Raw genomic sequence first — 14235 nt, 5'->3', positions numbered from 1 at the left:
TATAAAGTTAGGATGTTGTAATATACAAACCCGCGTAAAGCGGGTTTGTATATTACAATAAATTATACTGATGTGTTGACAGAGGATTCTGACTCATTTTGCTCAGTGTCGCCACCTGATGTATCTGATACATAAGTTTTACAACGATTAATCCAGCCAGGTAAGAATGACTGTTCTGACTTACCGCTAGGCTGATTTTCAACCCTGACTGTTAGGATATTTGCGCAGCTACGGGCAAAATCTTCAAATGCTTTTTTACCTGTATCTGAGCCAGACATACCTTCTAGCACCTGTCTTAGCCCCCAACCTACATTATTGTATTCTGGAACAGTTTTTACGCCTTCTCCTTTAAAGTTTACATAGTCAATCAAAGGATATAAGCCATTTGGCGAATTCATAATACGGTTAAATTGCTGCTCAACATGATCTGGGTTGTCGGATGCCGCCATCATTTTAGGTAAGGCGTCTTTTAGACGAAGTGCAATGTATTGAACTTGAACACCTTTCGTAGAGTCTAAGAAATTAATCACTTCTTTTAGTTCACCACGAGAACGTGCAGCTTCAAATTCTTCACGAGTTGGCCAAGCAGAATAACGCGAGGTTAAAACAGCTGGTGGTTCAATACCTTGTTCCTTATAAAAAGCAATTAATCCTGGAAAAGAATCTGGAAAAAGTGGTTCAAAGCTTTCAGGATACCAAATAAAATGGCCTATTCCCAATGATGGAAACTCTTCATTTTTATTCCAAAAAGCAAGGTTGTCTTTTTTACCACCTGTTTCATTACGGAAAATTAATCCACCTATATGTTTCAATTCAGCACTACTTGTATCTAAGTAATTTACGATTCTAGTCCCACCACCTGAACCACATGCAACTAATAATGTGATAGTACTTACAATTAAGGTAAGTTTGAGTGTTTTCTTTAGCATATTTATATGTTACCTATATTAAAAATTGAATATAAAGTTTTTTCTATTAAAAACGTTTAGTTAGTTCTAATGCACCGTATAGGAAATTAATATCAACATTATCTTCACCGATAACATTTCCTGTATATTTTGGATCAAAATCATAAGTGACAGTATGTTTGCGAGGACTATAATAACCATCAAAGGCAATGGACCAACCACTAGGTAGATTTTGACTTAATCGCATTCCATAACGAGGTCTAGATGCTTCTTCAGATCTTAATAATGTTCCATATGAATTATAATAATCACGATTAGCTTCTTTAAAGTCCCAGTATACATATGGAGAGATACCACCTATGTATCCGTTTACTTTATACGGAACATATCCTCTAACCCATATAAAATGCTCATCATTATACAAGGTGTTTTTTAAATTCTCAGTTGTAAAATAATAGTTAACCTCAATAAAATTTCTAGTGAAATCAGTAACACCTTTTTCAAAGGTATACCTGAATCCTGCATAACCACTTTGGATATCGCTACTAGTATTAATTGTTTCAGAAAAATATTTAGGTTGTTCAAAGCGCTTTAAATAGGTTAACTGTCTATCAATGTAACGATAAGTGTATTGACCATGAATTCTAAAATTTCTACTAAATTTATAGTTTGCAGTCGGAACAATCCAATATTCATTGCGCTGTTCATTAGAAATGAGATCAGTTTTTAATGATGCTGCATTTAGAGCGTTATTACTCGCAGGCGCTCTGCTATGATTTTCACCTCGATATCCAACCTTTAATGAAAAATCACTATCCTGTCCACCCCAAGGTCCTTGGTATGTATTAAGATAAGTCACAAATAAATTATTTTGATTCTTTTTGTAAGCTCTTTTGGCAGATTGATATGATTGTCCATATGAACCTGAAAATAACCAATTGCCCTCTTCTATAGTACCACCCACTATTCCTGTTGTGAGGCTTGTTCCTGAATTATGATCCCATGTTGGATTGTCATGCTCCGATTCATTTTCAACAACAAAAAAAGCACTAGGTTTCCAAGCTGAGGCTTGAAATGAAATTGTCATTGCTGCAGCTAACGCAGCGCTTAACAGTGCATGTTTTTTCATAAATTCTCTCCTATTAATTCTTGCAATTCAGGTTTAGTCCTGGATGTGTATAAACGATTTGAAGTTTGTCATAAAAGGTTTATTAAAATGTTTATTCGAACTTGCATTCATTGTAAGGAATTATTTATTCTAATAACGAGATGTAGCTCACATAATTAATTTTATATTTAGTATAAATTCCATTCTACATAATTACTGTATAGGCAATCGGAATAAAAAAAGTTAGGGGAATTGACTCAGTATTATTTTTTTAAAATCAATAGTCATTTTTTAACAGGTTAAGAATAAATTATTTTCCATTGGTAAAAAAGAGGAATTAAGTATGAATAAAATCTATCGTGTCATTAGAAATCAACAATCAGGACTAACCCAAGTGGTATCAGAGTTGGCAAAAAGCTGTTCAGGAAGAAATAATTTGGTCAAATTAGCAATCATATCAGCAATAGGTCTTACTTCTGCTAATGTAGCAGCAGGTGGAAACGGTGGATTTGGTGGTGGTCACTTTGATATTAACCTTGGACCTGGTTCGGTAGGTGTACTAGGCGGAGCTGGTGGTGATGGTGGAGTTGCACAAAATGCCGCCATAGGTGGTGTTAAAGGTAATGTTGGTGGGGCAGGTGGGCAATCTGATTTAGTATATATCAGTGATGTTTTAGCAGGTGGGAATGGTGCAAGTACAATTGGCACTAACGGTGGAGCTGGTGGCGGCGGAACTGGTTTCAATGCTACAGATTCAATTACCATAGACAATGGTAAAACTATTATCGGCGGAGCTGGTGGTGTTGCAAGTGGCTTAGTTTTTACTGACCCTAATGGTACCTATTTGGGAAATAATGCAATTTTACGTGGTGGTGGTGGTGGTGCTGGTGCTGGTTTAGTCACACAATCTAATCTTGTTAATAATGGTAACATTAAAGGTGGTGCCGGTGGTATGGGAGCTAGTGGTGGTGGTGGCGGTGCTGGATTAATAGCAACAAACACAGTTATTGAAAACACAGGTACAATCGAAGGAGGACAGGGTGGTCAAGGTAATGTTGTTGCAATTTTAAAAGCGAATGGTTGCCCAACTGCCTGTAAAAGTATTGCTGATGCTATTGCTGAAGGTCTTTCTTTAGAAGCTAATACGTTCACATTTCAAGTGGGTAATGGTGGGCAAGGAGAAGGAGGGGCAGCGGGTGGTAGACGAGCAACTGAAGGTGCTAATATTGTATTTGGTAAATATGCCAGTGCAGGAGCTGGTGGCTCAGCTATTGTAGGTGAGAATATCACCTTATACAATACGGGTATAATTAAAGCAGGTGTAGCAGGTATTAGGTCTACAGATGATGGAGCAGTACTTGGAACTAATAATATTGGACCTTCAGATTATTTAAAAGCAAATAATCCTGCTGCTGCAGCTTTAGATGGTTATGCAATATGGTTAAAAAATGGTAATAATAAATTAGTTTTAGGAGAAGGTTCCGATATTCAAGGTGCAATTCATACTGATAATAGTGCGAGTACTTTGACAATTCTAAAAAGTGGCACTATAAGTGGTTTAACATTCACAGGAATGGGTGCTAATACTTTACAATTCTCAGAGTCCTTCATTACTAAAAGTGATGGTGCTTATATAATCCCAGATGGCTATGATCCTACTCCAGTTGAAACTACTCTGTCAGGTGATTTAGTTTTGAATGATAACTCAACTGTTAAATTTAGGCTAAGTGGTAATGAATCAAGTAAAAATGATAAGCTCAATATTGACGGTAAAGCTTTCTTAACAGGTGCTAATTTAGCTTTATATCCAATAGATGAAATCATTGAATCTAGAGCATTTGCGTTAGGTGAAGCATTGTCATTTAACATTATTGCCGCAACTGAACTTGAAGGCGAGTTTAATGAACTCGAACAAGACGGATTCTGGTACACTGATTTAAATGTAACCTATCAAGATGGAAATGTAAATATCTCTCTACAGAGAGATGATACTAAAGATAGTGGCGGTGAGGACGGCGGTGATAATGGTGGTGGACAAACACCGGAAATAAAAGATATTGATATTCAAGCTGCTATAAACTCTAATGCTAGCAGAGTCTGGAATGAACTCCAATCTGTAGTTAGAACTACTGATACTATGACCATTTCAGGTTGGGCATCTGAAGATAATTTAAGTAAAGCAATCCGTCAAATCATTTATGGCAATAATCCAGTGCCGCGTGCTATTGATTTTGATTTATTGACCCCAACACAAAGGGAGCAATTGCTAGGTACCGCATCGATGCTAATTGCAGGTGAAATTCACCCTACAGCAACAACAGCTATGAAAAATAAGGCATTAACATCGTTAGATTATGAATTTGAGAAGACTCGTTACAATTTAATGTCTGATACACCTGAGGATGAGTGGCCATTATGGATTGATTTTCATACAGCTAAGCAAGACCTATCAGGTGAGCTTGCGGCCTCTGCTGACATTAGAACTTCAGGTGTGACATTTGGTGGTGATATCCATATGGGTACATTCCGTCTTGGAGCATCAGTCGGTTATGATAATGGTAATCTAGAAATGCATGGACAACCAGGTCATGCTGATACGCGCACAATGAACTTAGCAATGTATGGAGGTACGGTTTATGACCTTGGTAACGCTAAAGTGAACTGGATGAGCGGGTTTAACTATCAACAGAATAAAGTTGAAACTAAACGTGCCGTTGCTTTTGCTAATTTCGAAGAGGTACTGAGTGCTAAATACGATGTTGATTCAATTTCATTAGCAACTGAAGTAGGGTATCAATACCCATTAAGCAAGCAGTCACATGTTGAACCATTCTTGAATCTTGCATATCACAAGTATAGTATTGGTGACATTTCTGAAAGTGAATTATCAAGTGGGCTAAGGTCTAGACGTGAAGGGCAAGATGTTGTTTCATCTAAAGTCGGAACAAGGGTGTCTAATAACTTCCAAGTAGGAACAGCGACCGGTAATGTGAATGCAACTTTAGCATGGCGTCATAATATGGGAGATACAGAGTCTTATTCAGATATGACACTGATTGGTAATGGGGCAAGTTTCCAAACTCGTGGGATTGAAATGGATGAAAATGCCATGATAGTTGGAGCAGGTACAGTTGTTGATGTAGGTGATTCACTAAAATTAGGTCTCAACTATAATGGTGAGTTTGGTAGCAGCCGTAACGAAAATGCAGCTAAAGTTGATTTACGCTGGACATTCTAATAGTCACTATTTAGTCGTTTCATAAAATTAAAGCCCATCTTATTAGGTGGGCTTTTTTGTCAGCTTAAAAGTTGGGTTAATTGCTATTCATTTATTCTATTTAAAGATTATAGACAGATTTATACGAATCTATGCGGCCTTATATAGAATGAAACTTAATTACAGTAAGGTGTATATTAAAAATGCCATTTGGTATGAATTTTATACTATTACTCTGACTTTTAGCTAATTTACGGCTAAGTGATTGGTCAAAAAAATTAATACTTAACAGATATAGCTATTTTTGGTAACGTAGGTATTGTCAATAAATGTATAGTATATTTCGGTAAGCTATATGCTTTTAGTTAGCATATTCAATCAATAAATTAAATTTATTAATGAGCGTTTGTTCATATATCTCAAAAGGAATCATCATGCAGAACAAAGGAACTATTTGGAATAATCTGATATTTCAAATATCAATTGGTATCATTTTAGGTGTGGTTGTAGGTCGTTACTTACCAGATGTAGCGGGTCCTATTTCAATTTTAGGTGAATTATTTGTTAGAGCATTAAAGTCAGTTGCGCCAGTACTCGTGTTTATTTTAGTCGCTTCTGCTATCGCAAATCACAAAAGTACTGGTGAGCAAACAAAATCATTTAGAGGCATCATCATACTTTATTTGTTAGGGACGTTTTCTGCTGCAGTGACTGCAATAGTGGCAAGTTTTCTATTCCCTGTTACACTAACCTTACCTACAGATGGTGTGGCAACTGCAGCTCCTCAAGGTGTAGTTGAAGTCTTAAAGGATTTACTCTTTAAATTATTTGATAATCCAGTTAATGCACTTTTAGAAGCAAACTATATTGGAATCTTACTTTGGGGTATAGCATTAGGGTTAACGCTTATTCGTTCATCAGATACAACGAAAGCAGTATTTAGCGATTTAAGTGATAGCATTTCTTCTATCATTAAAGTCGTAATTCGTTTAGCTCCGATAGGAATTTTTGGTTTGGTTGCCGCGACCATTTCCACAACAGGGTTTAAAGCGTTTGCTGAGTATGGCAAGTTATTAGCCGTGTTACTGGGATCAATGGCCTTTATCGCCTTTTTGGTTAATCCAATTATAGTATTTTTGACAACAAGACAAAATCCATACCCATTAGTCTTTACTTGCCTTCGTGAAAGTGGGTTAACAGCATTTTTTACCCGTTCAAGTGCTGCTAATATTCCAGTGAATATGGCATTAGCTAAGAAATTAAATCTTAAAGAGGATATATACTCGGTAACTATCCCGTTAGGTGCGACTATTAATATGGCCGGCGCAGCAATTACAATAACAGTACTAACATTAGCAGCAGTAAATACAATGGGTATTGAAGTTGATATGGTCACCGCTATTATATTGAGTATTGTTGCAACGCTCTCAGCATGCGGAGCATCAGGCGTAGCAGGTGGCTCTTTATTATTGATTCCTTTAGCATGCGGATTGTTCGGGATTAACGATGAAATTGCTTTCCAAGTTGTCGCAGTAGGATATATTATCAGTGTCATTCAAGATTCTGCAGAAACCGCATTAAATAGCTCTACAGACGTATTATTTACAGCTGCAATAGATAAACGCCACAGTTAGTTGTTATCATGTATCTCACCGATTATGCTGGTGAGATACATCGTGTTTTATCCTAAAAATTGTACTCTTATTTAGTACGCTTTTTTATCAAAAGAAAATTAACAATTAATTTTCAAACGCTTCATGTTATATTCTTTATGTGCCACTTTGAAGATATTATTAGTGTAGCCGTCAATTCATTCCCTAAAAATAGATTTTAGGAGGCATACTAGCTTGGATCCTAGTATTTATCTATAAACCTCTGCAAAAATATTAAAACTGCCATTTTCATTGTCATTAATTCCTGTAATTCTGTATGACTTTCCACCCATTTCATCTGCTTGAATAGCAATTCTTGCAAGTCCTTCTTCAATGCCATTATGCGATGATTCCACGATAGAGCCAATTCTTTGCCCATTTTGTACTTCTACAAGTTCAGCTGCCCATACAGATGAAAACATAAATGTTAAAGCCATTACTAAACCTATTTTAAAAAAATTCATATCCTACACATCTCTTAAATTATATTAATATCATTGCCTAAATGTACTTAATTAAGAGCACTTTTGAGCTTCGCATTTCCCTTGATATTTCAAGAGTGTCTTTATCATAACCATCTATCTAATAACTTAAAATCTAAGTTATTAGATAGGGCTATTCATAAAAATTGAGCGATATAATGATTTAGTCAGAGTTCTTGAAATTAATTTAATATTGATTTTCTTATTCGTACATTACCACGAAGGTTTTGTTGCCTTATCAATCCTAGTAAATGGTATTAGCATGCTAAAGACTGTATTTGGCACCTCTTTTTGAAATTGAATATGATTTGAGTTGATCTATTTGAGTGTTTGTTTTGTTGTAATTTGTTGTGATGGAAGTAAGATAGGAATTCTAGTGAGTTGATGAAAAAAAGAGATATGTGTTTTTCTGAGTAATAAAAAAGGCGCAGAGCGCCTTTTTTATTACAGTGGTAAATGATCAATTAATTTAAAAAGCTACCAGTTACTAAATTAATAATAGGTACTGGATACAATCCAAAGAATACCACTAATAAACCAGCACCTAATACAATAATACCTCCAGCTGTTGTTGCCCAGTTTTCTGTGCTTTGGCGTTTTAAGGTCGTATTTGAAGGTGGGCGTAGGTATAAGCTGACCATTGTACGTAGATAGTAATAGATGCCTGTTGCACTACCAATAACCATAGCTGCTGTTAACCACCACATTTCATTTATTACTGCTAGTTTTATCACATAGAATTTACCTATAAACCCAACAGTCAATGGAATGCCTGCTAAAGAGAGTAGGGCGGTAGTGAGTACTGCTGCTAAGAATGGGCGATACCAAAATAAGCCACGATATGAGAAAAGCTCGTCACTGTCATCTCCTTTATATGGGGATGACATTAGGCTGACTACACCAAAGGCAGCGATACTACTAAACAGATAGCCTACGGAATAAATAACAGTTGCTTCCACCGCCAATTGTTTATCATTAGAGACAATCAGTACGACAATTAAGTAGCCTAAATGAGCGATTGATGAGAAACCTAGCATCCGTTTGATATTATTTTGGTAAAGCGCCATGATATTACCAAATAGTATCGAGGCGATCCCAAGCAGCATTAATGCAATATTCAATGAATTGATTTGAGCATCACCAACACCATAACTAAAGAATCTCAGCACGACTGCTAATGTGGCAATTTTACTTGCTGTTGCAAGGAAAGTCGTGACAGGTGCAGGGCTACCTTGGTATACATCTGGTGTCCATAAATGAAATGGCACAATTGATAATTTAAACCCTATTCCAACTATCATCATGCCAAGCCCTGCTAACAAGATAGCATGTGAGCTTAAATCTCCTGATGTTGCAAATGTTTTGATCGCAAGTCCAACAGATGCAAAATCTAATCGACCTAACTGTGCAAAAATTAGCGCCATACCAAATAGTAAGAAGGCTGATGCTGAAGCAGACAAAATTAGATATTTAATTGACGCTTCAAGAGAGCGTTTGAGGTTATAGGTATACCCTATTAAGCCAAATAGTGGCAAAGTTAAAAGCTCTACGCCGATAAAAAACGAAGCAAAATGTTGAGCATAAGCAAGTACGATGCCACCTAATGTTGCAATTGCAATCAGTAAATAAAACTCATCTCGGTTTTCAGGGTAAGTTGATAACCATGGATAAGCAAATGTACAGGTCGCAAGGCTAGCTAGTATCACCATAGCGCTAAATAAGTAGGCATAGTTGTCTGCTTTTAGCATTGGCGTAACTGAGCTAGGTTCAGAATTATATAAAAATAGAATCGAAACTAACGCTACATTAAGACCGATTACGGTAAGCGTAGCATTAACAAAATGATTACGTCGCCATGCAATTCCTAACATGACAATTACCACAGTTAATCCGACGATTAATAATGGCAAAATTGCAATTAGATCTTGCAGCTGCAATTGATTAGAAGATGTCATCGCTAATTACGGCCTTATTGTTGTTAAAGAAGATGCAGCAGTAGTAAAAATCTGCTGGACGTGTGTCATCGCTCCGCTAGAAGTTTCTAAAATCGGATTTGGATAGACACCTAATAAAATAAGTAAAACTAATAAAGTCAGTATAATAGACATTTCACGTTTATTCATGCCTTCAAGAGGTGTTTCACTTTTAACCGGTCCATAGAATGCTCTTTGAACCATAATCAAAGAGTAAACTGAGGCAAAGACTAAAGCGAATGTGGCTATAACAATAATAGTAGGCGCAACACTAAAGCTTCCGATTAGTATCATAAACTCACCAACAAAGTTACCTGTACCAGGCATGCCTAGATTTGCTGCAGCAAATGCTAGAGTGAGAGCTGGAATCCATTTAATTCTTGACCATAGCCCACCCATTTCACGCATGTCACGGGTATGTAAGCGCTCATAAATTTGTCCACATATGATAAATAACGCAGCAGCTGATAAACCATGAGCAACCATCTGAATGACTACACCTTGATAGGCGACTTGGTTGCCTGTATAGATAGCTATAAGAACAAATCCCATGTGTGAAATACTAGTGTAGGCAATTAAACGTTTTATATCGGTTTGTGCAAATGCCATCCATGCGCCGTAGAAAATACCAATTAAACCTAGCACCATCACGACAGGCGCAAAAGTAATTGAGGCTTCTGGAAAGAACGGTAAGCAAAAACGCAATAAACCATACGCAGCTGTTTTAAGTAATATCCCAGCTAAGTCAACAGATCCTGCTGTTGGTGCTTGACTATGGGCATCAGGTAACCACCCATGTAATGGCACAACTGGCATCTTAACAGCAAACGCGATGAAAAATCCGAGCATAATGATAAATTGAGTGGTTTCACTCATTGTCACATTTAGCAAATCTTCATAGGCAAAGCTATACACACCTGTGTTTTTAAAGTTAATAAATACTAATGCTAAAATAGCGATTAGCATCAGTAAACCACTTGCTTGTGTGTAGATGAAGAATTTTGTTGCTGCTGAGATTCTAGAGCGACCTGTTGCTGCTTTATGTCCCCATAATGCAATCAAGAAATACATTGGTACGAGCATTAATTCCCAGAATACAAAGAACAAGAACAAGTCCATTGCTAGGAAAACACCGATTACTGCACCTAGAATCCAAAGCAAATTAAGATGGAAAAATCCTACATAATGCTTTATCTCTTTCCATGAACATAAAATGGCCATTATACCGAGCAAGCTCGTTAATACGACCATTAGCAGTGACAAGCCATCAATTGCTAAATAGAGTGAAATACCTAGCGCTGGTATCCATTGAACCTTGAAAGGTTCATATGGCCAACTTGTACCACTTTCAGCAGGCGATAAGCTGTATGTGCCCTGTGTCCAAAGATAAAGTGAAATCGCAAGCGTTGCACCCATCGATAAAAGCGCCATCCAACGTGGAGAACGCCCACCTAATATCTCGATTAGCCAACATAACAGGCCACCGATGAAAGGGATAAGAATAAGCCAAAGTAGTAGCATGGCGTTTTATATTCCTTGTTAATTAATAAAAATGCATAACGCGAACGTTATAACCAAAACAGCAATACGAGTAAAATCACTGCACCAATGACAATAGTCGATATATACCAACGAGTTTGACCATTAGCGGTCAATAATAAACCTTTGTTCCCTAATTTAAAGGCAAAGGTAGTTGAATCTAGTGCGCTATTAACGGGATCATTTGATATTAATTTTGCAATTAATAAATAAGGTTTAACCAATAGCCAGTGATAAACACAATCAAAGCCCCAAGCATGAAACCATAATTTTCCTAATAATTTACCGATTGCACTATTTTTAATGGAATTGACCAGTTTTTGATTACCTTGATAGAGAGCAAAAGCTATAGCAACCCCTACTATTGCAACAATTCCTGAGGCAATTTCCAAAAATAGTTTACTTTCGCCAATGTCTTTTATTGCAGGCAATACAGAATGCAATGGCTGAGGAATCAATGCACCGATTGCAGTAGATAAAACAATTAAGACAGCTAAAGGTAAATGGTGAGTGATACCTTTTAGTTCATGTGCGTGTGTTTTTTCTTCGCCATGGAAAGTAAGGATAATCATCCTGAAGGTATAAATAGAAGTTAACAAGGCACCGAAAAGGCCTGCATACATCAGTATATTATTTCCGTTAACATAAGCACCCCATAATATCTCATCCTTACTGAAGAAGCCTGAGGTAATAAGTGGTAGGGCAGAAAGTGCGCCACCACCAACTAAGAAACTTGCATAGACTAGAGGTATTTTACGTCTTAGACCACCCATTTTCATGATATTTTGTTCATGATGACATGCGAGTATCACAGAACCTGACGCTAAGAAGAGCAGGGCCTTGAAAAATGCATGAGTCATTAAGTGGAAGATTGCCGCGTCCCATGCTTGAACGCCTAATGCTAAAAACATATACCCTATTTGACTCATTGTTGAATAAGCAAGTACGCGTTTGATATCTGTTTGGACTAGTGCAGCAAATCCAGCCATAACTAACGTTATAGCACCAACCACACCAACTAGGTGTAACACTTCTGGCGCATGTAAAAATAAAACATGATTACGAGCAATTAAGTAGACTCCAGCAGTCACCATGGTTGCTGCATGGATTAATGCAGAAACGGGTGTCGGACCTGCCATTGCATCAGCTAGCCAAGTTTGAAGTGGTAATTGAGCTGATTTACCCACCGCACCACCTAACAGCATTAACGTCGCCCAGGTAATTTCTGGTGAACCTGCTGCTAAACTCACAGGGATAATTTGTGCCAATTCACGCATATTAAGCGTACCGGCTTCACGAAAGAGGATAAATAAACCAAATGCTAAAAGTACATCACCGACACGGGTGACGATAAATGCCTTCATTGCAGCAGCACCATTAGCAGGATTTTTAAAATAGAATCCAATCAATAAGTAGCTACAAAGTCCAACGCCTTCCCAGCCAAGATAGAGCAGCACCATGTTCTCGGCAAGCACTAAAATTACCATGCTAGCAATAAACAGATTGGTATAAGCAAAGAAGCGAGAATATCCTTCTTCCCCACGCATGTAATACGATGCATAAATATGAATTAAAAAACCAACACCTGTCACAACACTTAACATGGTAAGTGATAAACCATCTAAGGTTAAAGATACGGGTATCTTAAATTGACCAGCTTGCATCCATGTCCAAAGATGTATGGTTTCTGCACTATCAGGGGTATTTGTTAGGTAGCCAAACCCGACAAATAGAGTGACGAGTGCAGCAAGACCAACCGAACCTATTCCGATTGTAGCAGCACCATTTTCACTCAATCGGCCGCTAGAAAAGCTTAGAATTAAAAACCCGATCAGAGGGAATAAAATTGTTAGAAATAATATACTCATCCGCGCATCTCACTTACTGTATCTATATTAAGGGTATGGCGACGGCGATAAAGTTGGAGTAATAGAGCTAAACCAATACTCGCTTCAGCCGCAGCTAACGTGATAAGGAATATGTACATAACTTGTCCATCAGCAGAACCATGTGCAGCGCCACCAACAATAAACGCTAAACCTGCAGCATTTATCATGATTTCTAAACTGATAAGCATAAAAATATAGTTTCGTCGAATCAATAGACCAGTTAATCCTAAGACAAATAAGATGGCTGCAATGATTAAACCGTGTTCAACAGGAATCGTGCCACTAAACATTAAGAATGCTCCTCTTGGTTACGACGAGTAATTTCATCAACAATAGTTTCACCATGTAAAGTCAATTCAGAAGGTTTATTGTCACGACCAATATGGAATGCTACCACCAATCCAGCCAGTAGCATCATTGAAGCTAACTCTACACCAAGCACGTAGGTGCTAAATAAACTGATTCCGACTTCCTTAGCACTGATAGGATTAACAGCTGTAATCGTGTCAATATTTTGTAAGCCAAGTATGCCAAAGAGCAATACTGAAAATAAAATTGCAGATAAAATTGCAGGCCCCATCCAGACAGAAGGTTTTAACCAAGCTCGTTCCTGATCTTCAACACTTTGACCTAAATTTAGCATCATCATTACGAAAACAAATAGAACCATGATTGCGCCAGCATAAACGATAACTTCAAGTGCCCCTGCAAAATAAGCACCTAATGTAAAAAACATACAGGCTACCGCAAGCAGAGATACGACAAAGTACAATAACGCATGGATTGGATTTGTATGCGTTATGGTTCTTAATGTCGCGAGTATCGCGATAACACCAGATAAATAGAAAGCGATTTGCATTCGTCTTTTCCTCTGAATAAATCAATTAAAACTGTTTTATGGATAAGCAAATATAGCGATGTATTATGGTAATAAACCTTTTACATCAATCGGTTTAGCTTCATTTTCAGCTTCACCTTTAGCTTTACCCTCTACAGCCATACCAGACATACGGTAGAAGTTATATTCATGGTATTTACCTGGCCCTGAAATTAAAAGATCTTCTTTTTCATAGACTAGGTCTTGGCGTTTAAATTCACCTAATTCAAAATCAGGTGTGAGCTGTATTGCTGTGGTTGGACATGCTTCTTCGCATAGACCACAAAAAATACAGCGTGAGAAGTTAATTCTGAAAAATTCAGGGTACCAGCGGCCATCTTCTCTTTCTGATTTTTGTAGAGATATGCACCCTACAGGGCACGCAACTGCACAAAGATTACAAGCAACGCAGCGCTCATCTCCATCTGGATCACGCGTCAAAACAATTCGACCACGAAATCTTGGTGGTGGATTGACTGGTTCTTCTGGGTACATCTTTGTTTCACGTTTCGCGAAGGTTTTTAAGCCTATCATTGATATGCTACGCAGTTGAGTGTAGAAACCAACCGCTAATTCTGTCAACGTCATGG

General features: G+C 37.5%; 11 protein-coding genes. 2 read left to right on the top strand and 9 right to left on the bottom strand.

Annotated elements, in window-relative coordinates; genetic code table 11:
• Positions 1-62 precede the first annotated feature (62 nt).
• Together BMW37_RS04495 and BMW37_RS04490 are read right to left on the bottom strand one after the other, a co-directional pair.
• Positions 63-929 (bottom strand): hypothetical protein, encoded by an 867-nt coding sequence (locus BMW37_RS04495; RefSeq protein ID WP_093318130.1) that lies wholly within the window; start codon positions 927-929, stop codon positions 63-65.
• A gap of 46 nt (positions 930-975) precedes the next feature.
• Positions 976-2037, bottom strand: a complete 1062-nt coding sequence (locus BMW37_RS04490) for a hypothetical protein (protein ID WP_093318129.1) — start codon at positions 2035-2037, stop codon at positions 976-978.
• Positions 2038-2359: 322 nt separating this feature from the next.
• On the opposite strand from BMW37_RS04490, the gene BMW37_RS04485 reads away from it, so the two are divergent.
• Both BMW37_RS04485 and sstT read left to right on the top strand, forming a co-directional pair.
• A complete protein-coding gene (locus BMW37_RS04485; RefSeq protein ID WP_093318127.1) occupies positions 2360-5254 on the top strand; it encodes an autotransporter domain-containing protein in 2895 nt (964 codons plus the stop codon).
• 413 nt (positions 5255-5667) lie between these two features.
• Positions 5668-6867, top strand: a complete 1200-nt coding sequence (sstT, locus tag BMW37_RS04480) for a serine/threonine transporter SstT (RefSeq protein WP_093318125.1) — start codon at positions 5668-5670, stop codon at positions 6865-6867.
• Positions 6868-7094: 227 nt separating this feature from the next.
• Here sstT and BMW37_RS04475 read toward each other — a convergent pair whose 3' ends face one another.
• The 7 genes from BMW37_RS04475 to nuoI form a co-directional block, all read right to left on the bottom strand.
• The gene (locus BMW37_RS04475; RefSeq protein WP_177168577.1) at positions 7095-7322 is read right to left on the bottom strand and encodes a YdgH/BhsA/McbA family protein; all 228 of its coding nucleotides are present in this window, start codon (positions 7320-7322) and stop codon (positions 7095-7097) included.
• Between the two features lie 509 nt (positions 7323-7831).
• Positions 7832-9322, bottom strand: coding sequence for an NADH-quinone oxidoreductase subunit NuoN (gene nuoN, locus BMW37_RS04470; protein ID WP_093318119.1), 1491 nt, complete (start codon positions 9320-9322; stop codon positions 7832-7834).
• A gap of 6 nt (positions 9323-9328) precedes the next feature.
• Complete coding sequence (gene nuoM, locus BMW37_RS04465) at positions 9329-10861, bottom strand: NADH-quinone oxidoreductase subunit M (protein ID WP_093318117.1); 1533 nt, start codon at positions 10859-10861, stop codon at positions 9329-9331.
• Between the two features lie 47 nt (positions 10862-10908).
• Positions 10909-12747: an NADH-quinone oxidoreductase subunit L gene (gene nuoL / locus BMW37_RS04460; protein WP_093318115.1), complete on the bottom strand. Its 1839-nt coding sequence runs from the start codon at positions 12745-12747 to the stop codon at positions 10909-10911.
• Positions 12744-13058 carry an NADH-quinone oxidoreductase subunit NuoK gene (gene nuoK / locus BMW37_RS04455; RefSeq protein ID WP_093318112.1) on the bottom strand — a complete coding sequence of 105 codons (315 nt, stop codon included), beginning with the start codon at positions 13056-13058 and terminating at the stop codon, positions 12744-12746. Before nuoK ends, nuoL begins: the two co-directional genes overlap by 4 nt.
• Entirely contained in the window at positions 13058-13627 is a 570-nt protein-coding gene (gene nuoJ, locus BMW37_RS04450; RefSeq protein WP_093318109.1) for an NADH-quinone oxidoreductase subunit J, read from the bottom strand. Before nuoJ ends, nuoK begins: the two co-directional genes overlap by 1 nt.
• A 63-nt stretch (positions 13628-13690) precedes the next feature.
• On the bottom strand, positions 13691-14233 hold the full coding sequence (gene nuoI, locus BMW37_RS04445; protein ID WP_093318108.1) for an NADH-quinone oxidoreductase subunit NuoI: 543 nt from the start codon (positions 14231-14233) through the stop codon (positions 13691-13693).
• Between the last annotated feature and the right edge of the window lie 2 nt (positions 14234-14235).

The sequence above is a fragment of the Thorsellia anophelis DSM 18579 genome (assembly GCF_900111395.1).
Taxonomy (GTDB): domain Bacteria; phylum Pseudomonadota; class Gammaproteobacteria; order Enterobacterales; family Thorselliaceae; genus Thorsellia; species Thorsellia anophelis.
Note: the sequence above shows the minus strand (reverse complement) of the source record. Positions and strands in the feature narration are given on the sequence as shown.